Here is a 20734-nt window from a genome sequence, read left to right on the forward strand (position 1 = left end):
TATGAGTCCGGCAGCGAGGGTCTGTCAAGAGGTGTGGTGCCGAGGAGTCCGGGGAGACGATGGCGGAGCGGGTGGACGGTTCAGATACGGCCGGGGCGGGGCGGGCGGCCGCAGGCCCGCCGCGCCCGGCCGGGGGGACCCGGCCGCGGCTGGAGGAGGTGGCGGCGCGGGCCGGTCTGTCGACGGCCTCCGTCTCCCTCGTGCTGCGCGGCGCGCCGGGGCCCAGCGAGCGCACCCGGAAGCGGGTCCTTCAGGCCGCCGCCGACCTGGGGTACCGCCCGGACCGCAACGCGAGCCTCCTGGCCCGCCGTCGCAGCCGGCTGCTCGGCGTCCTGGTCGACATGCGCAGCGCCTTCCACGCGGAGCTGGTGGAGGATCTGTACGTGTCCGCCGAGGCGATCGGCTACGACCTCGTCCTGAGCACGGTGACCCGCACCCGTGACGAGGCCAAGGCGGTGGAGACGCTGCTCGACTTCCGCTGCGAGGCGCTGATCCTGCTGGGCGCGGAGGCGCCCGCCGCCCGGCTGGCCGCCCTGGGGCAGCGGCTGCCCGTCGTCGTGGTGGGGCGCCGGGTCGGCGGGGCGGACCTCGATGTCGTCCGCACGGCGGACGAGGACGGGGTGGCGCAGACCGTCGGCCATCTGGCCGGTCTGGGGCACCGCTCCATCGCCTTTGTCGACGGCGGCAAGGGCGTGATCGCCGCCGACCGCCGCCGGGGGTACCGGGGCGCCATGCGCCGCCACCACCTGGATGAGCACATCCGGATCGTGCCCGGCGATCACACCGAGGAGTCGGGCGAGCGGGCGGCCCGGCGGCTGCTGGCGGACGGCGGCCCGCCCACCGCCGTGGTCGCGTCCAACGACCGGTGCGCGGTCGGTGTCCTGGCCACCCTGAGCCGCGCGGGCGTGGACGTCCCGGGCGCGGTCTCCGTCGTCGGCTACGACGACAGCGCGCTGTCCCGGCTGGCCTGCTTCGACCTCACCACGGTGAGCCAGAACGCCGCCGACCAGGCACGCCACGCCGTCACGGCCGCCGTCGAGCGGCTGGACGAGGGCCGGACGGAGCCGCGCGAGATCGTCCTCGCGCCCCGGCTGGTGGTACGGGGCACGACGGCCGCCACGGGCTGAACTCCGCTCCCGTATCCGCTTGTTCAGAGCAGCGAGACGGCGGTGTCCACCGCGGTCGCGACATCGCCCGTGGCGGGGTAGAGCAGGGACCGGCCGACGACCAGGCCCTGGACGGTGGGCAGCCGCAGCGCCTTGCGCCATTTCTCGTACGCGCCCTCCTGGTCCGCGCCCACCTCGCCGCCCAGCAGCACGGCGGGCAGGGTGGAGGCCGCCAGGGCCCCGGCCATGTCGTCGGGGTCGCGGGTGACGGGCAGCTTGAGCCAGGTGTACGCGGAGGTGCCGCCGAGACCGGAGGCGATGGCGATGGAGCGCGTGACGGCCTCGGCGCTCAGATCGTTGCGTACGGCACCGTCCGTCCGGCGCGACAGGAACGGCTCGATGAACAGCGGCAGCCGGCGCGCCGCCATGTCGTCCACGGCGCGGGCCGCCGTGTGCAGTGTGTCCAGCGAGCCGCGGTCCTCGTAGTCGATGCGCAGCAGCAGCTTCCCGGCGTCGAAGCGGAGCCGCTCGATGTCCTCGGCGCGGTGGCCGGTGAAGCGGTCGTCCAGCTCGAAGGAGGCCCCGGCGAGCCCGCCGCGGTTCATGGAGCCCATGACGACCTTGTTCTCCAGGACGCCGAGGAGCAGCAGGTCCTCCAGGATGTCGGCGGTGGCGAGCACCCCGTCCACCCCGGGCCGGGAGAGCGCGACACAGAGGCGTTCCAGCAGGTCGGCACGGTTCGCCATGGCCAGGCGCCGGTCGCCGACCGCGAGGGAGCCGCGCGCCGGATGGTCGGCGGCCACGATCATCAGGCGCCCGCTGTCGCCGATCAGCGGCCGGCGGACCCTGCGCGCGGCCGCTTCGGCGATGGCCTCCGGGTGCCGGGCGCGTACGGTGACGAGATCGGAGATGTTGACACTCAAGAGACGGGCTCCGTTCAGGGGTGCGGCGGTCGGTCGCGAACGAGCGGCGTCCGGTGCCTCTCAGGTGTAGATCCCGGCGCCGCCACTGTCAATGGTTTGTACAGACATTCGGACCTGCTTCTGAAATGATGTCTTAACAAAGTATTGACAGGTGGGTGCGGCAGGGGCTTGTATCCCTTCCCAAGCGACCCGGCCGCGCCACCGGCGCAGGACAGGACATCTCGTCCAAGCCCTGCGAGGGTGCCGCGCCCGGAAGCCGTCCGCCCGTTTCCGTTCCCTTTCCCCCTTGTCGCACAGTGAAGTGCAGGAAAGTTGGACCGCATGTTTCACCCTCGTTTCAGCAGAGTCGCTCCGGTCGTCGCCCTCGCCGCGGCGTCCGCCCTTCTCGCCGCGGGCTGTGCCAGCAGCTCCGGTGGCAAGAAGTCGGAGGAAAGCGACTCCAACGCCTCGGCCGGCAAGGCCAACACACCGAGGATGACCATCGCGATGGTCACCCACGCGCCTCCCGGCGACACCTTCTGGGACACCATCCGCAAGGGCGCCGAGGCGGCGGCCCTCAAGGACAACGTCAAGCTGATCTACTCGGGCGACCCCATCGCGGGCAACCAGGCCAACCTGATCCAGAACGCCATCGACCAGAAGGTCGACGGAATCGCGATTACGATGGCCAAGCCGGACGCGATGAAGGACGTCGTCGCCAAGGCGAAGCAGGCGGGCATACCCGTCGTCGCCTTCAACTCCGGGCTCGAGGACTGGAAGAAGCAGGGGCTGCTGGCGTACTTCGGCCAGGACGAGCGCGTCGCCGGTGAGGCGTTCGGCAACAAGCTCAACGACCTGGGCGCCAAACACAACATCTGTGTGATCCAGGACCAGGGCCACACCGGCCTGGAGGCCCGCTGCGCCGGTGTGAAGGCGACCTTCAAGGGCAAGACCGAGAACCTCTACGTCAACGGCACCGACATGCCGTCCGTGAAGTCCACGATCACCGCCAAGCTCAAGCAGGACCCCTCGATCGACTACGTCGTCACCCTCGGCGCCCCCTTCGCGCTGACCTCCGTGCAGTCGGTCGCCGACGCGGGCAGCAAGGCCAAGGTCGCCACCTTCGACCTCAACAAGGAGCTGGTCAACGCCGTCAAGGACGGCAGCATCCAGTTCGCGGTCGACCAGCAGCCCTACCTCCAGGGCTATCTCTCCGTCGACTCCCTGTGGCTCTACAAGACCAACGGCAACTTCAGCGGCGGCGGTGTGGAACCGGTGCTGACCGGGCCGGCGTTCGTCGACAAGTCCAATGTCGAGAACATCGCCAAGTTCGCGGCGAAGGGCACCCGGTGATGGCGATGAGCCAGGCAACGGCACCGGCGGCGCGCCGTGAGCCGACGTCGCCGCCGGCCACCCAGAAGGACGGACGCACCGCACAGCGCTCCCTGGGCCGCAGGCTGCTCGCCCGACCCGAGATCGGCGCGCTCATCGCGGCGGTCGCGGTGTATGTCTTCTTCTTCGCGGTGGCCCCCGCCTTCCGTGATGTGGGCGCGCTCTCCACGGTCCTCTACCAGGCGTCCGTCATGGGCATCATGGCGATTCCGGTGGCCCTGCTGATGATCGGCGGAGAGTTCGACCTCTCCGCCGGTGTCGCGGTGACCACCTCGGCGCTCACCGCCAGCATGATCAGCTTCCAGCTCTCGATGAACGTGTGGACCGGTGTCGTCGTGGCGCTGGTCGTGGCGCTCGCCGTCGGCGCGTTCAACGGCTGGCTGCTGGTACGGACCGGACTGCCCAGCTTCCTGATCACCCTGGGCACCTTCCTGATCCTCCAGGGCGCCAACCTCGCCGTCACAAAGATCTTCACCGGCAATGTCGCCACCGACTCGATCAGCGACATGCAGGGCTTCGACCAGGCGAAGAAGGTGTTCGGCTCCGAGATCGGCATCGGCGGTGTCGACTTCAAGATCACCATCTTCTACTGGCTGATCTTCGCCGGAATCGCCACCTGGCTCCTGCTGCGCACCAAGTTCGGCAACTGGATCCTCGCGGTCGGCGGCAACAAGGAGAGCGCCCGCGCCGTCGGTGTGCCCGTCAACTTCACGAAGATCGCCCTGTTCATGGGGGTGGGCTTCGGCGCCTGGTTCGTCGGCATGCACCTGCTGTTCTCGTTCAACACCGTCCAGTCCGGCGAGGGTGTGGGCAACGAGTTCCTGTACATCATCGCCGCGGTCATCGGCGGCTGTCTGCTCACCGGCGGGTACGGTTCGGCCGTCGGCCCGGTCATCGGCGCCTTCATCTTCGGCATGGTCTCCCAGGGCATCGTCTACGCCAACTGGAACCCGGACTGGTTCAAGGCATTCCTCGGTGTGATGCTCCTGCTCGCCGCCCTCGTCAATCTGTGGGTCCGCCGCCAGGCGACCCGGAGGTGAACCGCCCCATGACAACAGCCAACGGAACCTCCACGCCCGCCGATCCGCCCTCGCCCACCGGCCCCTCCTCGTCCACCGCCTCCGGCACACCCATCGTCGAACTGCGCGGCGCGGGCAAGTCGTACGGCAACGTACGCGCCCTGCACGGTGTCGACCTTGCGGTCCGTCAGGGCCGGGTGACCTGTGTCCTGGGCGACAACGGCGCCGGCAAGTCGACCCTCATCAAGATCATCTCCGGGCTGCACCAGCACACCGAGGGCGAGTTCCTCGTCGACGGCGAGCCGGTGCGCTTCACCACCCCGCGCGAGGCCCTCGACAGCGGTATCGCCACCGTCTACCAGGACCTCGCCACCGTGCCGCTGATGCCGGTGTGGCGGAACTTCTTCCTGGGCTCCGAGATGACACGGGGCCGCTGGCCGCTGCGCCATCTCGACATCGCGCGGATGAAGCGGACCGCCGATGACGAACTGCGCGAGATGGGCATCGTCCTCGACGATCTGGACCAGCCCATCGGCACACTCTCCGGCGGCCAGCGCCAGTCCGTGGCCATCGCGCGCGCCGTGTACTTCGGCGCGCGTGTGCTCATCCTGGACGAACCCACCGCCGCGCTCGGTGTCAAGCAGTCGGGTGTGGTGCTGAAGTACATCGCCGCCGCCCGCGACCGCGGTCTCGGCGTCATCTTCATCACGCACAACCCCCACCACGCCTATATGGTCGGTGACCACTTCGGTGTGCTCCGGCTCGGCACGATGGACCTGAACGCCGCCCGCAGCGAGATCAGCCTGGAGGAGCTGACCAACCACATGGCCGGCGGTGCCGAACTCGCCGCGCTCAAGCACGAGTTGGCGCAGGTGCGCGGTGTGGACGTCGAAGGGCTCCCCGAGGAGTCCGACCTGCATGTCTCCGCGGCGGCCTCCTCTGCGGCCTCCTCCGAGAAGGTGTCCTGACCGGCCCTGCTCCTGACCGACCCGATACCGGTGCCCCGGGATCCGCCCCTGACGGCGGGCCCCGGGGCACCGGCGTGACGGGTCAGCCCCGGCGTACCTCTTCGAGGAGCACCGGCCGGTGCTCGCTCAGCGACAGCGCGCACGCCTCGGCGATCCAGCCCGCCTCCAGAGCGTCGGAGACGGTGCAGGGTGAGGGCCGACCGCCCGCCACGACCTCGGTGAACGCCGCGAGTTCGGCCCGGTAGGCGGCGGCGAAGCGGTCCATGAAGAAGTCGTGCGGAGTGCCGGCGGGGAAGCGCGTACCCGGCTCGACGGAGCGCAGCGGCAGCCGGTCCTCCAGCCCGACGGCGATGCTGTCCTTGAAGCCGTGCAGCTCCATCCGGACGTCGTAACCGCGCGCGTTGTGACGGCTGTTGGAGACGACGGCGAGGGTGCCGTCGTCGAGGGTGAGGATCGCGGAGGTGGTGTCGGCGTCGCCGGCCTCGGCGATGTACGCGGCGCCGCGGTTGCCCCCGGTCGCGTACACCTCGGTGACCTCGCGGCCGGTCACCCAGCGGATGATGTCGAAGTCGTGCACGGCGCAGTCGCGGAAGATCCCGCCGGAGGCGGCGACATACGCGGGCGGCGGCGGCGCCGGGTCCAGTGTGGTGGACCGTACGGTGTGCAGCGGGCCCAGCTCGTCGCCGCGCACCGCCTCGCGGGCGGCCACGAAGCCCGCGTCGAAGCGCCGGTTGTAGCCGATCTGGATGGCGACACCGCTGCCGCCCACGGCGTCGAGGACTTCGAGGCCCTCCGCCATGGTGCGGGCCACGGGCTTCTCGCAGAAGACGGGGATGCCCGCCTTGACCGCGGCGAGGATCAGCGCGGGGTGCGCGTCGGTCGCGGCGGCGACGACGACACCGTCCACCCCCGCGGCGAGTACCGCCTCGGGCGAGTCGGCCACCTCGGCGCCGAAGCGCTCGGCGGCGGCCGTCGCCGCGGCGGCGTAGGGGTCACTGACGACGAGGCTGTCGACCGCGTCGAGGCCCGCGAGGGTCTCGGCGTGGAACGCCCCGATACGGCCGAGGCCGAGGATGCCGATACGCATGGTTCCTGGTGCTCCTTGCTGTGGGGGTACGGGGGTACGGGGTGCGGAAGGTACGGGGTACGGGGGTTGTACGGGGTTACGGGGGAGGGGCGGAGGCGCCCGCGTCAGTCCTGCGCGCCGACGACGTTCTGGTCCCAGTCGATGACCGACCCGGTGACCACACCGCTGCGGTCGGAGAGCAGCAGCACCACGAAGTCGGCGATCTCGTCCGGCTGTCCGAGCCGGCCCATGGGCAGCCGGCGCGCGGCCTCCTCGCGCCAGTCGTCGCCCGCGCCGTGGAAGGTCCGCTGTGTCGCGTCCTCCCCCTCGGTGGCGGTCCAGCCGATGTTCAGGCCGTTGATCCGGATCCGGTCCCACCGGTGGGCGTGGGCGGCGTTCCGCGTGAGCCCCGCGAGCCCGGCCTTGGCGGTCGAGTACGGGGCCAGGTGCGGCGGTCCGCCGTGCGCGCAGTTGGAGCCGATGTTGACGATCGTGCCGGGCGCCTTCCTGGCCAGCATGTCGGTCACGACGGCCTGCATGGCGAAGAACGGGCCCTTGAGGTTGATCGCGATATGCGCGTCGAACAGCTCGGGCGTCGTGTTCAGCAGCGAGCCGCGCGAGGTGAGACCCGCCGAGTTGACCAGGCAGTCCACCCGGCCGAGCGCGGCGACGACCTCCGCCACACTGCTGAGCGCCTGCTCGGCGTCGGAGAGGTCGGCCCGTACGTACAGCGCCTTGGCGCCGGCCGCGGTCAGCTCGGCCACCAGCGCCTCGCCGGTCTCCGGGCGCCGCCCGGTGACGGCCACAATCGCGCCCTCGCGCGCGGCGGCCCGGGCGACGGCCGCGCCGACCCCCTGACTGCCGCCGTTGACGAGGACGACCTTGTCCTGAAGCAATCCCATAAGTCCTGCAACTCCTCAGCTTTTACGGTGCCGGCTTCTGCGGCGCTAGCTTTGGCTTTTACGGCGCTAGCTTTTACGGCGCTCGGCGCCGGCCCGCAGCGCGTCGCGGAGCGATTCCGGCGACCGGTCCTCGGCCAGGGCACGGCGTACGAGATCCGCCTGGGACGGCGGTGCCAGGCCCTCGACCGGCGGATCGGCGTCGAGGTTGGTGGGGAAGGGGTAGCCCTCGGCGCAGGCCGCGATCACCGTGTCCAGCCACGCCGCGTCCGCGCCCTCGGCCCGGCGCCGCCGGAGCACGGGGTAGACCGCGTTCACCATGGCCTCGCGGTCGACGCTCTCCATGGCGCGCCCGAAGGCGGAGGAGATCTGGAGCAGATTGGCCATGCGCCGGATACCGGCCGAGCGGTTGGTGCCGGCCGCGTGGAAGAGCGCCGGGTTGAAGAACACCGCGTCCCCCTTGGCCAGCGCCAGCTGCACGTGCGCGGTCTCGAAGTACTCCTGGAAGCGCGGCAGCCGCCAGGCCAGATAGCCGGGCTCGTACGCCTGCGAGTACGGCAGGTACATGGTCGGGCCCGACTCGACGGGCATGTCGCAGTGGGCGACCGCGCCCTGGAGCGTCAGTACGGGGGAGAGCCGGTGGACGTGCGCCGGGTACGCGGCGGCCACCTCGTTGGAGAGGAAGCCCAGGTGGTAGTCGCGGTGCACGTTCTGGGCGGTGCCGCCCGGGTTGACCACGTTGATCTGCGAGGTGATCTGATAGCCCGGGCCGAGCCATGCCGCCGAGACCAGCGCGACGATGTCGTTGGCGTAGTAGTCGGCGAACACCTCCGGGGCGTGGAGGGCCGTCTTCTCGAGCGCGTTCCAGACCCGGTCGTTCGCGCCGGGCGCGGCGAAGTGGTCACCGGCGACGGCGCCGGAGGCCCGCTGCGCGTCGATCAGCGCGTCGAACGCGGCGGTCGCCCGGTCGACGATCCCGGCGTCCGGGAAGGCCCGCCGCAGGACGACGACGCCCGGTCCGTCGGTCAGCGCGCCGATCAGCTCGGCGCCGGCCGCGCGGCGGCCCTCGGGCGTGGCCGCCGCGGCCCGCAGTGTGTCGCTGTCGTAGATCGGGACGCCCCGCTCCACCGAGACGGCGTGCGGGTGGTCGGCGAGGTCGGTCGTCCGCTCGACCAGGGCGCGGAAGGTGTCGAGGTCGCAGTCCTGCTCGGACAGCCACGCTCGGCGTTCTGCTGTGGTGAAGGACATCATCGTCCTTTCGGGGGACTGGAGCGAGTTTGTGCTGTCATTCTGATGAACGCACACACATCAAACAACCAGCAGCCGACCGTCAAAAACCCCTCAAGGGAGTCATTCCGATGGGCCACCCCTATCCGCTCCGGGAGATAGCCTGGCAGGCGGGCCTGAGCGAGGCCACCGTCGACCGCGTCCTGAACGGGCGGGGCGGGGTCCGCGGCAGTACGGCGGCCGAGGTGCACCGGGCCATCGCCGAACTGGACCGGCAGCGGACCCAGGTCCGGCTGGTCGGCCGCACCTTCATGATCGACATCGTGATGCAGTCGCCCGACCGGTTCTCCACCGCCGTACGGGCCGCCCTGGAGGCCGAGCTGCCCTCGCTCCACCCGGCCGTGGTGCGATCGAGGTTCCACTTCCGCGAGACCGGCCCGGTGGACGGGCTGGTCGCGACCCTGGACCGGATCGCCCGCCGCGGCACCCAGGGCGTGATCCTCAAGGCCCCCGACGTCCCCGAGGTGACCGCGGCCGTCGGCCGGCTCGTCGCGGCGGGCATCCCCGTCGTCACCCTGGTGACCGACCTCCCGGCCAGCGGCCGGCTCGCCTATGTCGGGATCGACAACCGGGCGGCGGGCGCCACCGCCGCGTACCTCATGGGCCAGTGGCTGGGCGACCGCCCCGGCAATGTCCTCACCAGCCTCAGCAGCGGCTTCTTCCGTAACGAGGAGGAGCGCGAGATGGGCTTCCGCGGCGCGATGCGGGCGCTGTACCCGGGGCGCACCCTGGTCGAGATCACCGAGGGACAGGGGCTGGACGAGACCCAGTACCGGCTGGTCCACGCCGCGCTGGAGCGCGATCCGGAGATCCGCGCGGTCTACTCGATGGGCGGTGGCAACGCCGCCACCCTGGCGGCCTTCGAGGCCCTGGGCCGCGAGTGCGCGGTGTTCATCGCGCACGACCTCGACCACGAGAACACCGGGCTGCTGCGCGACCACCGGCTCTCCGCGGTGCTCCACCACGATCTGCGCCAGGACATGCGGCATGTCTGCGGGACCGTCATGCGGGCCCACGGCGCGCTGCCGGCCGCGGGCCCGGCCCTGCCGTCCGCGATCCAGGTGGTCACGCCCTACAACATGCCTCCCGAGGCACCGGCCGGCTGACCGGTGGCGTCCGCCGGCTGACCCGCGGCCGCCGCGCTGACCCGCGGAGCCCGGCCATCAGGCGGCGTCCGGCGACTCCCCCGGGAAGACGATGCCGCACTGCCGCCGTATCCCGTCCATCACCCGGAGCGTGGTGAGCGAGTCGGCGAGCGGCCGGAGCGGGGTCTGGGTGCGCCCCTCCGCGATACAGCGGGCGACCTCCGCCGCCTCGTGGCACAGGGCGTCGTGGGCGGTGCGCGGCTCGGTGTACGTGAGGGGTGTGCCGCCGCCGGCCGGGGTGAGCACGAGGTCCCCGGGCTGGTAGAAGGGGCCCGGCAGGGTCAGTGTGGCCCGGGTGCCCGCGATGACCGCCGTGGTCGGTGTGTCGCTGAACAGGGTGGTGTGCAGGACGGCCTGGTCCCCGCGCGCGGTGCGCAGGACGGCGGACAACTGTCCGTTGACACCCGCCGGATGCGGCTGCCCCGTGGCCAGGACGGTGTCGGGCGCGCCGAGCACCCAGGTCGCGAGCGCGACGGGGTAGGTGCCGAGGTCGAGCAGCGGGCCGCCGGCCAGCTCGGGGCGGAAGATACGGTGGCCACCGGCCGGATCGAAGTACTCGCCGATGTCGGCCAGTACGGTACGGATCTCACCGAGGTCGCCGGATTCGAGGAGCCTGCGGACCACGTCGAAGCGGGGCAGGAACAGCGTCCACAGGGCCTCCGCGCAGAACAGCCCCCGCTCGGCGGCGAGTCGCGCGGTCAGCGCCGCCTCGGCCTCGCTCGGCGCGAGCGGCTTCTCGACCAGGACATGCTTTCCGCCCTCCAACGCGAGCCGCGCGCCGGAGAGATGGGCGGTGTGCGGCGTCGCCACGTACACCACGTCGACCTCGGGGTCGGCCACCAGGCTCTCGTACGAGCCGTGGGCGCGCGGGATGTCGTGGCGCGCGGCGAACTCCGCGGCGTGGCCGCCGTCGCGCGAGGCGACCGCGGTGAAGCGCTGACGGGTGTGGCGGCGTACGGAGCCGATGAACCGCTCCGCGATCCAGCCGGTGCCGAGGACGCCCCAGCGCAGGGCGGGCGCGGTCGCCGGGTCGGGGGTACGCGGGGCGGGCAGCGCGGAGGGGAACGGGGACACGGGGACTCCCAGCGGGCGGGGCGGGCGGGGCGGACGGGATCGGAGACGCGGACTGGTGGGCCGTGGGCGGCCCGGACCGGACGGGGCCCGGACCGGCGAGCGGCCCGGGCCACCGGCCCGGTCCGGCCCACCGGCCCGCGCTCCGGGTCAGAGTTCCGGGACGGTGACGGGTACGGTGCGCCCGCCGTCCTTCATCGAGGCGATCACCGCTTCGGCGACCACGGACGCGGTCAGTCCGTCGTACGCGGTGGCCAGCGGGGAGGGCCGGCCGGCGGCGACCGCGTCGGTCCACGCCAGCAGCTCCAGCCGGTAGGCGTCGGCGAACCGGGGCCGCCAGTCGGCGGGATGGCCGGTGGACCGGGTCCCGGCCAGATCGGTCACGACGCGCGGGGCGGGGGCGGCGAGTGTGAGCGCGCCCCGCTCGGCCACGATCTCGCAGCGGACCTCGTAGCCGTAACGGGCGTTGAGGAACACCTCGACGGTGGTCAGGACACCGTCCGCGGTGTGCAGCAGCATCAGCTGCGGATCGCGCAGGCCCGGCGCGGACTCGCCGTCCGGCGCGTGCCAGGAGACCGCCTCGACCGGACTGCCCAGCAGCCAGGGCACGGTGTCGAACTCGTGGATCGCGGAGCCGGTCACACTGAACTCGGTGATCGCCCCCGGCGCGGCGGACACACCGCGGCTGACACAGTGCACCAGGCGCGCGTTCCCGCACCGCCCCTCGCCGAGTGCCTCCCGCAGCTCCACATGGCCGGGGTCGAAGCGGCGCATGAACCCCAGCGAGATCAGCCCGCCGCCGGCCGCCCGCTCCGCCCGTACCACCCGGACGCACTCGGCGACGGTCGGCGCCAGCGGCTTCTCGCACAGCACCGGTTTGCCCGCCTCGACGGCGGCGACGGCCAGGTCCGCGTGGGTGGAGTCGTGCGAGGCGATGATCACCGCGTCCACCGAGGGATCCGCGATGACCGCTCGCGCGTCGTCGGCGGTGCGCGCCCCCGGCACGGAGTCCGCCGCGGCCCGCGCCCGCGCCGGGTCGGTGTCCGCCACGAGCACGACCTCGGCCGCCGGGACATACCGGTGCAGTGTGTTCACATGGTCGGCGCCCATCACCCCGGCGCCGATCACACCGATCCGTACGGTCATGACGTGCCGTCCAGGGTGACCCACGCGCCGCTCTCGGCGGACCGCGTCATGGCGTCCAGCGCGACGGCGCTGTGCACGGCGTCCTGGAGCGTGGCGCCGTACGGGGTCCGCTCCGCGACGGAGCGCAGGAAGCGGTACGCCTCGACGACCTTCAGATCGTCGTAGCCCATGCTGCTCGCGGCGCCGGGCTGGAAGGCCGCGTACTCCCCGTCGCCCGGGCCGACGTACACGGTGCTGACGGGCTGGTCCTGGAAGGCGGTGCCGCGGCTGACGCCCAGCTCGCCCATACGGCGGAAGTCCCAGAACACCGCGCCCTTGGTGCCGTGCACCTCGAACCCGTAGTTGTTCTGCTCGCCCACCGAGACCCGGCACGCCTCCAGGACACCCCGGGCGCCGGAGGCGAAGCGCAGCAGGCAGGAGACGTAGTCCTCGTTCTCCACCGGCGCCAACTCGCCGCCGGCGGCGCGGGTATGACCGGCGGTGGCACCGGTCGGGCGGGCCCGCTCGGGGACGAACACGGCCGTGTCGGCGGTCAGCGACGCGATGTCGCCGAGCAGGAAGCGGGCGAGGTCCACACCGTGCGAGGCCAGGTCACCGAGCACCCCGCTGCCGCCGCGCTCGCGCTCGTACCGCCAGGTCAGGGCGCCTTCCGGATGGGCCGCGTAGTCGCTGAACAGCCGGATACGGACATGGGTGACGGTGCCGATCTCACCGGCGGCGATCATCGCGCGGGCGGTCTCGACGGCGGGCGCGTTGCGGTAGTTGAAGCCGACCGCGGTCTGCACACCGGCCTTGGCCGCCGCGTCGGCGACCGCGCGGGCGTCCGCCGCCGTGAGGCCGACCGGCTTCTCGATCCAGATGTGCTTGCCGGCCTCGGCCATCGCCACACCGATCTCGCGGTGCAGGAAGTTCGGCGCGGTGATGCTCACCGCCTCCACCCGGGGATCGGCGGCCACCTCCCGCCAGTCGCGCGCCGTGCCGGCGAACCCGTACTGCGCGGCGGCCTCCTCGGCCCGGCCCGGCACCTCCTCGGCGACCGTCACCAGCCGGGGCCGTACACCGAGCCCCGGGAAGTGGTGCAGCACCCGGGCGTACGCCTGGGTGTGCACCCGGCCCATCCAGCCGAAGCCGACCACCGCGACGCCGAGCGGCCGCCGATCGGATTCCCTGGCCTCGTCGTCCTTGACGTCGTTGTCCATGACTCCACCTTTTTGGACCGGTCCAAATGTTCTGGGCCTCACCCTGAATCCCCATGGAGCCGCTGTCAACACCTTTGACAACATCGTGGACGCGCTGAGAGAGTCTGGAGAACTATGTGGAACGGTCCAAGAAGCCCGGGAAGCGCCAGAAATTTGAGAAGCCGAAGAAGCCGAAGAAGCCCCAGAGGTTCAGCACGTGGCTGAGACGCCGTCCGGACGGCCGACGATCCGTACGGTCGCGGAGCGCGCCGGGGTCTCCAAGTCGCTGGTCTCGCTGGTGCTGCGCGGCTCCGACCAGGTGCGGCCGGAGAAGCGGCAGGCCGTGCTGGACGCCATGCGGGAGCTGGGCTACCGGCCGAACGCCGCGGCGCGCAGCCTCAGCGAGCGGCGCACCCGTACGGTCGGCGTCCTCCTGCACGACCTGCGCAACCCCTGGTTCGTGGATCTGCTCGACGGTCTGAACTCCCTGCTCAACGACAACGGGCTGCACATGCTCCTGGCCGACGCCCGGCTGCACCGCCGCGCGGGCCAGGACCTCACCCGCCCCTTCCTCGACCTCCAGGTCGACGGTCTGGTGGCGGTCGGCACCCTGCCCGATCCCGCCGCGCTCGGCTCGGCCGCCGAGCGGATACCGGTCGTCGTCGCGGGCACCCGCGAACCGGCGCTGCCCGGGGTGGACATCGTCGCCAACGACGACGAGTACGGCGCACGGCTCGCCACCGAGCACCTCATCGCCCTCGGCCACCGCCGGATCGCCCATATCGCCGGGTACGGCGCCGTCGGCGAGCTGCGCCGGCGCAGCTTCGAGGCCACGATGCGCGCCCACGGCCTCGCGGACGGCATGACCGTCGAGCCCAGCGACATGACCGAGGAGGGCGGCTACCGCACCACGGTCCGGCTGATCGGCCGCACCCCCCGCCCCACCGCCGTCTTCGCCATCAACGACACCGCCTCGGTCGGCGCGCTCTCCGCCGCCGAGGAACTGGGGCTGCGGGTGCCCCAGGACCTCTCCGTGGTCGGGTACGACAACACGAGCGTCTCCCGGCTGCGTCACCTCTGGCTCACCACCGTCGACGGCGCGGGCCACGAGGTCGGCCGCCGCGCCGCCCGCTGTCTGCTCGACCGCTTCGCGGACCCGTCCCGGCCCGGCGGTGTCCATCTCGCGGCACCGGTGCTGGAGGTCCGGGGGACCACCGGGGCTCCGCGCGACTGAAGGCAGGGTGACGCCGGAAAGCCGGGCGACGCCGGAACGAAATACGTCCGAACGATTGACGTGTACATAACGCTTACCTATCTTCTGGTCGAAGCTGCGCACGCCGTTCGAAATACCGCACAAAGCAAGCGGAGGACGTGTTGAAGAGATCCGTAAGACCCCTGCTCACCCTGCTGGTGATGGCGATCGCCCTGCTGGGCCTGCCCGCCACGGGCAGCGCCTCGGCGGCGGAGCCGCCCGCCGGGCAGGCGACGCGGTACACGATGACCGCGTTCACCAACGCCAACGAGTCGAACATGTACGTATACGACTCGCCGGACGCCACCGGCTTCACCCTGCGCAGCGGCCCGGCCTACACCCCGCCGTCCGGGCTGATCCGTGACCCCAGCGTCTTCAGACACACCGACGGCTACTACTACCTGACCTACACCACCCGCACCTGGTCCGCGCTGAGCACCACCATCGGCTTCGCCCGCTCCGCCGACCGCCTCAACTGGACCTTCCTGTACGACTACGCGATCCCCATCAGCGGTCTGGCCCGCACCTGGGCGCCGGAGTGGTTCGTCGACACCGACGGCAGTGTCAATATCATCCTCTCCGCGTCCACCACCGCCGGCGGCGAGTACATCTTCACGCCCTACAAGCTCACCGCCACCAACTCCGCCCTGACCGCCTGGAGTTCCCCCACCGTATTGAGCGGCATCAGCCCCAACTACATCGACACCTTCATCGTCAAGACCGGCAGCACCTACCACGCGTTCACCAAGAACGAGACGACCAAGTACATCGAGTACGCCACCGCCTCCAGCCTCACCGGCCCCTACACGCTGCGCAGGACGGGCGACTGGGCCGGCTGGGGCTCGTACCGCGAGGGCCCGGCGCTGGTGCAGCTCGGCAACGGCGGCTGGCGGATCTACTTCGACGGCTACGGCGCGGGGAAGTACTACTTCAGCGACAGCTACGACAACTTCGCCACCTGGTCCGCCCCCACCGAACTGCCCGGTCTGACCGGGACCGTCCGCCATCTCACCGTGCTCAAGGAGACGGTCGCCGGCGGTGTCACCCTGCCGCTGAACACCACCCGCTCGCTCCGCTCGGTCAACTACCCCGAACGCTACGCCGTCGTACGGTCGGACAGCCTCGGCTATGTGGACCCGGTGACCTCGGCCAGCACCACCGCGGTGAAACAGAGCGCGACCCTCACCGTTGTCCCCGGCCTGGCCGACGCGAACTGCTACTCGTTCCGCGACAGCACCGGTCGCTATCTGCGGCACTGGGACTTCCGGATCCGCTTCGACACCACCGATGGCACGGCCGTGTTCGGCAAGGACGCGACCTACTGCGCCCGGCCGGGATCGGCCACCGGATCGGTCCGGCTGGAGTCGTACAACTACCCGGGCCGCTATCTTCGCCACTACAACTACGAGCTGAGAGTGGACCCCTACCAGGCCACCTCCACCTTCCTCGCCGACAGCTCCTTCACGGCCGTCGCCGCCTGGTCCTGAGAGGGGAATCCGTGACCGCTCCCGCCGCCCGTCCCGTCCCGCGCACCGACGCCGACCCCGCGTGGCTGCCGCCCGAGGCGTTCCGGGCGCTGGGCTCCCGGCGGGTCCTCGTGTGCGGGACGGGCGACCTGACCGACACCGTGCACGGTGAAGTCGACGCGGCCTGCGCGGAGTTCGGCGGTACGGCGGTACGGGCGGCGGTGGCGGACCATCGTCCGTACGACCGGCCCTACGACCTGGTGCTCCGCCTCGACGGGACGGCCGACGGGACGGCCGGCGGCGCGGAGCACCGGGCCGACGACGAGGCGTTCACCCTCGTACGGGAGCGGGGCCGGACCACGGTGAGCGGCGCGGGCGGGCGAGGGCTGCTCCACGGGCTGTTCCACGTGGTCCGCCTCGGCGAGGCGGCGTTCGGCGCCGACCGGCCGCCCGTCACCCACCGTCCCGCGCTGGCCACCCGCATGCTGAACCACTGGGACAACGTGGCCGTCCACCCGGTGATGGGCCAGGTGGAGCGCGGCTACGCGGGCGGTTCGCTGTTCTGGCGCGACGGCCGGGCGCGCGGCGACCTGGACCGGGTCCGCGCGTACGGACGGCTGCTCGCCGCCTGCGGCATCAACGCCGTCTGCGTCAACAACGTCAATGTGCACACCACCGAGGCGCACCTGCTGACCGACCGGATCGGGGAGGTCGCCGCTCTCGCGGACGCCCTGCGCCCCTACGGGATCCGCGCCCACCTTTCGGTCACCTTCGCCGCGCCCCTCGTGCTCGGCGGACTCGGCACGGCCGATCCGCTGGACGCGTCGGTGCGCGCCTGGTGGGCGGCGGCCACCGCACGGGTGTACGCGGCGATCCCGGACTTCGGCGGATACGTGGTGAAGGCGGACTCCGAGGGACAGCCGGGCCCCTTCGCCTACGGCCGCAGCCACGCGGACGGCGCGAACCTGCTCGCCGACGCGCTCGCCCCCCACGGCGGCACCGTGTACTGGCGGGCCTTTGTCTACAACCACCGCCAGGACTGGCGCGACCGCACGACGGACCGGGCGCGCGCCGCGTACGACCACTTCGTCCCGCTCGACGGCGCCTTCCGGGACAACGCCGTCCTCCAGGTCAAGCACGGCCCGGTGGACTTCCAGCCGCGCGAGCCGGTCTCCCCGGTCATCGGCGCCCTGCCGCGCACCCGGATCGCGGTCGAGGTGCAGGCCACCCAGGAGTACACCGGCCAGCAGCGGCACGTGTGCGCGCTCGCGCCGATGTGGAGCGAGGTGCTGGGCTTCCGCCCCGGGGCGGGCGCGTCGCCCACCGTCGGTGAGCTGGCCCGGGGCGGGCTCGTGGCCGTGTCCAACGCCGGTGACGACCCGTACTGGACGGGGCATCCGCTCGCCCAGGCCAATCTGTACGCGGCCGGCCGCCTCGGCGCGCGGCCCGGCGCGGACCCCCACGCGGTCCTCGACGAGTGGATCGAGCTGACCTTCACCCCGGACACCTGCCCCGACCCGGAGCGGCTGCGCGCCGGACTCCGCGCCGTGCTGCGCGGCTCGTGGCGTACGTACGAGAAGTACACCGCGCCGCTCGGTGTGGGCTTCATGGTCCAGCCGGGCCACCACTACGGGCCCAGCGCGGACGGCTACGAGTACAGCCCCTGGGGCACCTACCACTTCGCCGACCGGGACGGTGTCGGTGTCGACCGCAGCCGTGCGACCGGCACCGGGTACGCGGGGCAGTACGCGGAGCCGTGGGCGACGCTGTACGAGTCGCCCGCCACCTGCCCGGACGAACTGCTGCTGTTCTTCCACCATGTGCCCTACGGCCATGTGCTGCACAGCGGCACCACGGTCGTCCAGCACATCTACGACACCCACTTCGAGGGCGTGGCGGAGGCCGCGGCGGCGCGCGACATCTGGACCTCGCTCGCCGGGCTGATGGACGGCGCGCGCCACGCGCGGGTGGCGGAGCGCTACGAGGAGCAGCTCCGCGGCGCCCGCGAGTGGCGCGACCACATCAACAGCTACTTCTTCCGGAAGTCAGGGGTGCCGGACGCGCGGGGCCGCCCGATCCACTGAGCCGGCCCGCAGCACCGCCACCCCGCGCGGATCGAGGGTGAGGGGCTCGCCCCGCTCGATGTGTTTGCCCGTGAGCAGGTCGGTGGCGGTGACATGGGCGGTCAACAGGGCAGGTTCCGAAGCGTGGTTGAGGAGGAAGTGCAGATGTGTGCCGTCGGGGGCGACCCGGGTGGCGCTCTCCACGGCCGGATGGCCGGCGTACGGGCCGATCAGGCCGTGCCGGCCGAGGACACGGCGGACCACCCGGTCCACACCGGGCCGGTCCAGCGCCGTGGCGACGTACCAGCCCTCGCCCGCGCCGAAGCGGTGACGGGTGACGGCCGGGGTGCCCGCGTAGAAGTCGGCCCCGTCCCCGGTGCCGTAGCTGCCGACCGGTTCGGCGCCCCGGGGCAGGACGATCTCGAAGACCAGGCGCGCCCCGACGGTTTCGGTGTCCGCCGTGTCCGCTCCGCCGCCGCCCAGCTCGACGGGGTGGGCGGTGTCCGCCGGGCGGGCGTCCCACTCGTCGATCCGGATGCCCATCAGCGGGGCCAGCGGGCCGGGGACATCGGTGAGGAAGGCCCGGTCGTGTGTGTCGACCCGGCCGGAGAGGAAGGTGGCGAGGACCGTGCCACCGCGCGCGGCCACCGCCTCCAGCCGGGCGGCGAGGTCGCCCTTGACCATGTGCAGTGTGGGCGCGAGGACCACGTCGTACGCGTCGAGCGCGGCGGTCACCGGGACGACGTCCACATCGGCCCCCGCCTCCCGGGCGGCCCGGTAGTAGCCGTGCACCTGCTCCTGGTAGCGGACGAGCCGGGAGGGGCCGTCGGAGATCTCCAGCGCCCACCAGCTGTCCCAGTCGAAGAGGAGCGCGACCCGGGCGGGTGTCCGGGCCCCCAGTGTGCTGTCCCCGAGCAGCTCCAACTCCTTTCCCAGCGCGCTCACTTCGCCGAAGACCCGGGTGTCGTCGCGGCCCACGTGGCCGATGACGGCACCGTGGTACTTCTCGCAGGCGCCGCGCGAGGCGCGCAGCTGGAAGTAGAGGACGGCGTCGGCGCCGTGGGCCACCGCCTGCCAGCTCGCCAGCCGCAGCTCACCGGGGCGGCGCAGCGGGTTGACGTCCCGGCAGGCCGTGGTGGAGGGGGTCTGCTCCATCAGCCAGAACGGGGCGCCGTCCTTGAGCCCGCGCATCAGGTCATGGCCGAGCGCGGCCCAGGTCGGCGGGGCGTCCAGCGGGGGATAGCTGTCCCAGGAGGCGAAGTCGAGGTGGGGCGCCCAGCGGTGGTAGTCCAGCGGCCGGTACATGCCCATGAGATTGGTGGTGACGGGGGTGCCGGCGCTGTGCTCGCGGATCGCCGCCTTCTCCGTGAGAAAACACTCCAGGAGCGCGTCGGTGGTGAACCGCAGATAGTCCAGCGTGATGCCCTGGAACGCGGTGTGGTCGGGGCCGCGCCAGTGCTCGGTGAGGGCGCTGGGCGGTTCGATCTCGTCCCAGTCGGTGTAGCGGTGCGACCAGAAGGTGGTGCACCAGGCGTCGTTGAGCGCGTCGAGGGTGCCGTGGGCCGTACGCAGCCAGACGCGGAAGGCGGCGGCGCACCGCTCGCAGTAGCAGGCGCCGCCGTACTCGTTGCCGATGTGCCAGGCCAGCAGGGCCGGATGGGCGGCGTACCGCTCGGCGAGCCGGCCGGCCAGCGCGCCGGCCGCGGCCCGGTAGACCGGTGAGCTGGGGCAGAAGTTGTGCCGCTGCCCGTAGCGGTGGCGGCGGCCCTCGAAGTCGGTGCGGTTGACCTCGGGACGGGCCCGGGCCAGCCACGGCGGGAGGGCGGCGGTGCCGGTGGCCAGACACACCCGGCGGCCCTCGGCGGCGGCGCGCTCCAGGATGCCGTCGAGCACGGTGAAGTCGTACACGTCCTCGGCGGGCTGGGTGAGGGACCAGCTGAACACACCGACGGTGAGGGTGTCGATACGGGCCAGGGTGAACAGCCGGTGGTCCTCGTCCCGGACTGGCTCGGGCCACTGCTCGGGGTTGTAGTCGCCGCCGTAGCGGATCCTGCCGGTGGGGGGCGGAGTCATACGGTGAATCTCTCCTCGGTCTCGGTGATCACCGGGCGGCCGGCGTGCAGCAGGGACAGCAGCAGAAGCGGGGCGAGCAGGGCGGGCAGCGCCTCGGTGACGGTCAGCGCGAGACCGGCGGCGAGGACGGTCAGCGAGGCGGCGCCGAGTGTGCTGCGGCCGTGCCGGAACAGGAAGTACGCGGCGAGCCGGCAGATGTCCGCCGTCCGGAAGTCGAAGAGCGAGACGAGGACCAGCGCGTGGGCGCCCCAGAGCAGCCCGCCGAGGCCCAGCACGGCCAGCAGCACGGCCCACCAGCCGGGCAGCCCGGTGACCGTGAAGTGGCTCAGGGAGAGCGCGATGACGGTGAGCCAGCCGGTCATCGGTGCCCAGATCCGCAGAGCGGGCCGGGCGTTCAGCCGCCAGCCGCGCCAGTAGTCGCGGGCCGGGTGCAGATCGGTGAGATCACGGCCGCGGTGATGCAGCGCGTACACGGCGGCGGCGAGCGCGGGGCCGAGCGGCAGCAGACAGAGCGCGGCGAGCGGCAGATCGGCGGGGGTACGGCCGAGCCCGGGCAGGAGAAGCAGGCCCGGCGCCGCCGCGACGAGCAGCATCGCCTCCACGGTGAGCAGGGTGTGGACCAGGGCGGCGGCCCGGGAGAGCGGACCGTCCCCGAAGAGACGGCCCGCGGACCGGTCCGCCGGGGACACACTGGACGCGGG

The 20734-nt window shown here is 72.1% G+C and carries 17 protein-coding genes; 8 read left to right on the forward strand and 9 right to left on the reverse strand.

Going from position 1 to position 20734, the window contains the following annotated elements; genetic code table 11:
* Positions 1-59 precede the first annotated feature (59 nt).
* On the forward strand, positions 60-1127 hold the full coding sequence (locus DVK44_RS32745) for a LacI family DNA-binding transcriptional regulator (protein ID WP_114664241.1): 1068 nt from the start codon (positions 60-62) through the stop codon (positions 1125-1127).
* A gap of 23 nt (positions 1128-1150) precedes the next feature.
* Here DVK44_RS32745 and DVK44_RS32750 read toward each other — a convergent pair whose 3' ends face one another.
* Positions 1151-2029, reverse strand: a complete 879-nt coding sequence (locus DVK44_RS32750) for a Cgl0159 family (beta/alpha)8-fold protein (RefSeq protein WP_114664242.1) — start codon at positions 2027-2029, stop codon at positions 1151-1153.
* A gap of 312 nt (positions 2030-2341) precedes the next feature.
* Here DVK44_RS32750 and DVK44_RS32755 point away from each other — a divergent pair, with 312 nt between their 5' ends.
* The 3 genes from DVK44_RS32755 to DVK44_RS32765 are packed head-to-tail and all read left to right on the forward strand — an operon-like array spanning position 2342 to position 5387.
* Complete coding sequence (locus DVK44_RS32755) at positions 2342-3361, forward strand: sugar ABC transporter substrate-binding protein (protein ID WP_181957581.1); 1020 nt, start codon at positions 2342-2344, stop codon at positions 3359-3361.
* A gap of 5 nt (positions 3362-3366) precedes the next feature.
* Positions 3367-4440 (forward strand): ABC transporter permease, encoded by a 1074-nt coding sequence (locus tag DVK44_RS32760; RefSeq protein WP_114665591.1) that lies wholly within the window; start codon positions 3367-3369, stop codon positions 4438-4440.
* Positions 4441-4448: 8 nt separating this feature from the next.
* Positions 4449-5387 (forward strand): ATP-binding cassette domain-containing protein, encoded by a 939-nt coding sequence (locus DVK44_RS32765; RefSeq protein WP_228447467.1) that lies wholly within the window; start codon positions 4449-4451, stop codon positions 5385-5387.
* A gap of 82 nt (positions 5388-5469) precedes the next feature.
* Here the strand turns inward: DVK44_RS32765 and DVK44_RS32770 are convergent, their stop codons facing one another.
* The 3 genes from DVK44_RS32770 to DVK44_RS32780 all read right to left on the reverse strand — a co-directional run bounded on the left by DVK44_RS32770 (position 5470) and on the right by DVK44_RS32780 (position 8600).
* The gene (locus DVK44_RS32770) at positions 5470-6474 is read right to left on the reverse strand and encodes a Gfo/Idh/MocA family protein (RefSeq protein ID WP_114664244.1); all 1005 of its coding nucleotides are present in this window, start codon (positions 6472-6474) and stop codon (positions 5470-5472) included.
* A 104-nt stretch (positions 6475-6578) separates the two neighbouring features.
* Positions 6579-7355 carry an SDR family oxidoreductase gene (locus DVK44_RS32775; RefSeq protein ID WP_114664245.1) on the reverse strand — a complete coding sequence of 259 codons (777 nt, stop codon included), beginning with the start codon at positions 7353-7355 and terminating at the stop codon, positions 6579-6581.
* A 66-nt stretch (positions 7356-7421) separates the two neighbouring features.
* Positions 7422-8600: a phytanoyl-CoA dioxygenase family protein gene (locus DVK44_RS32780; protein WP_114664246.1), complete on the reverse strand. Its 1179-nt coding sequence runs from the start codon at positions 8598-8600 to the stop codon at positions 7422-7424.
* Positions 8601-8710: 110 nt separating this feature from the next.
* Here DVK44_RS32780 and DVK44_RS32785 point away from each other — a divergent pair, with 110 nt between their 5' ends.
* The gene (locus DVK44_RS32785; protein WP_114664247.1) at positions 8711-9745 is read left to right on the forward strand and encodes a LacI family DNA-binding transcriptional regulator; all 1035 of its coding nucleotides are present in this window, start codon (positions 8711-8713) and stop codon (positions 9743-9745) included.
* A 57-nt stretch (positions 9746-9802) separates the two neighbouring features.
* Here the strand turns inward: DVK44_RS32785 and DVK44_RS32790 are convergent, their stop codons facing one another.
* The 3 genes from DVK44_RS32790 to DVK44_RS32800 all read right to left on the reverse strand — a co-directional run bounded on the left by DVK44_RS32790 (position 9803) and on the right by DVK44_RS32800 (position 13200).
* Entirely contained in the window at positions 9803-10858 is a 1056-nt protein-coding gene (locus DVK44_RS32790; protein ID WP_114664248.1) for a Gfo/Idh/MocA family protein, read from the reverse strand.
* A 147-nt stretch (positions 10859-11005) separates the two neighbouring features.
* Positions 11006-12001 carry a Gfo/Idh/MocA family oxidoreductase gene (locus DVK44_RS32795; protein ID WP_114664249.1) on the reverse strand — a complete coding sequence of 332 codons (996 nt, stop codon included), beginning with the start codon at positions 11999-12001 and terminating at the stop codon, positions 11006-11008.
* A complete protein-coding gene (locus DVK44_RS32800; RefSeq protein WP_114664250.1) occupies positions 11998-13200 on the reverse strand; it encodes a Gfo/Idh/MocA family protein in 1203 nt (400 codons plus the stop codon). Before DVK44_RS32800 ends, DVK44_RS32795 begins: the two co-directional genes overlap by 4 nt.
* A gap of 196 nt (positions 13201-13396) precedes the next feature.
* Here DVK44_RS32800 and DVK44_RS32805 point away from each other — a divergent pair, with 196 nt between their 5' ends.
* The 3 genes from DVK44_RS32805 (at position 13397) to DVK44_RS32815 (ending at position 17981) form a co-directional block, all read left to right on the forward strand.
* On the forward strand, positions 13397-14413 hold the full coding sequence (locus DVK44_RS32805; RefSeq protein WP_114664251.1) for a LacI family DNA-binding transcriptional regulator: 1017 nt from the start codon (positions 13397-13399) through the stop codon (positions 14411-14413).
* A gap of 179 nt (positions 14414-14592) precedes the next feature.
* Positions 14593-15918, forward strand: a complete 1326-nt coding sequence (locus DVK44_RS32810; RefSeq protein ID WP_181957685.1) for a glycoside hydrolase family 43 protein — start codon at positions 14593-14595, stop codon at positions 15916-15918.
* An 11-nt stretch (positions 15919-15929) separates the two neighbouring features.
* Positions 15930-17981 (forward strand): alpha-glucuronidase, encoded by a 2052-nt coding sequence (locus DVK44_RS32815; RefSeq protein ID WP_114664253.1) that lies wholly within the window; start codon positions 15930-15932, stop codon positions 17979-17981.
* Here the strand turns inward: DVK44_RS32815 and DVK44_RS32820 are convergent.
* Positions 17943-20033, reverse strand: a complete 2091-nt coding sequence (locus DVK44_RS32820; protein ID WP_114664254.1) for a beta-galactosidase — start codon at positions 20031-20033, stop codon at positions 17943-17945. The two genes, DVK44_RS32815 and DVK44_RS32820, sit on opposite strands and share 39 nt — an antisense overlap.
* Complete coding sequence (locus DVK44_RS32825) at positions 20030-20722, reverse strand: DUF624 domain-containing protein (RefSeq protein ID WP_114664255.1); 693 nt, start codon at positions 20720-20722, stop codon at positions 20030-20032. Before DVK44_RS32825 ends, DVK44_RS32820 begins: the two co-directional genes overlap by 4 nt.
* Positions 20723-20734 lie beyond the last annotated feature (12 nt).

This window comes from Streptomyces paludis (genome assembly GCF_003344965.1).
Lineage (GTDB): Bacteria > Actinomycetota > Actinomycetes > Streptomycetales > Streptomycetaceae > Streptomyces > Streptomyces paludis.

Excerpts from the sequence above, each read along its gene's own strand:
- DVK44_RS32800 (WP_114664250.1), bottom strand. The coding sequence starts at position 13,200 with ATGGACAACGACGTCAAGGACGACGAGGCCAGGGAATCCGATCGGCGG.
- DVK44_RS32745 (WP_114664241.1), top strand. The coding sequence starts at position 60 with ATGGCGGAGCGGGTGGACGGTTCAGATACGGCCGGGGCGGGGCGGGCG.
- DVK44_RS32770 (WP_114664244.1), bottom strand. The coding sequence starts at position 6,474 with ATGCGTATCGGCATCCTCGGCCTCGGCCGTATCGGGGCGTTCCACGCC.
- DVK44_RS32785 (WP_114664247.1), top strand. The coding sequence starts at position 8,711 with ATGGGCCACCCCTATCCGCTCCGGGAGATAGCCTGGCAGGCGGGCCTG.
- DVK44_RS32775 (WP_114664245.1), bottom strand. The coding sequence starts at position 7,355 with ATGGGATTGCTTCAGGACAAGGTCGTCCTCGTCAACGGCGGCAGTCAG.
- DVK44_RS32765 (WP_228447467.1), top strand. The coding sequence starts at position 4,449 with ATGACAACAGCCAACGGAACCTCCACGCCCGCCGATCCGCCCTCGCCC.
- DVK44_RS32780 (WP_114664246.1), bottom strand. The coding sequence starts at position 8,600 with ATGTCCTTCACCACAGCAGAACGCCGAGCGTGGCTGTCCGAGCAGGAC.
- DVK44_RS32810 (WP_181957685.1), top strand. The coding sequence starts at position 14,593 with ATGGCGATCGCCCTGCTGGGCCTGCCCGCCACGGGCAGCGCCTCGGCG.
- DVK44_RS32760 (WP_114665591.1), top strand. The coding sequence starts at position 3,367 with ATGAGCCAGGCAACGGCACCGGCGGCGCGCCGTGAGCCGACGTCGCCG.
- DVK44_RS32795 (WP_114664249.1), bottom strand. The coding sequence starts at position 12,001 with ATGACCGTACGGATCGGTGTGATCGGCGCCGGGGTGATGGGCGCCGAC.
- DVK44_RS32820 (WP_114664254.1), bottom strand. The coding sequence starts at position 20,033 with ATGACTCCGCCCCCCACCGGCAGGATCCGCTACGGCGGCGACTACAAC.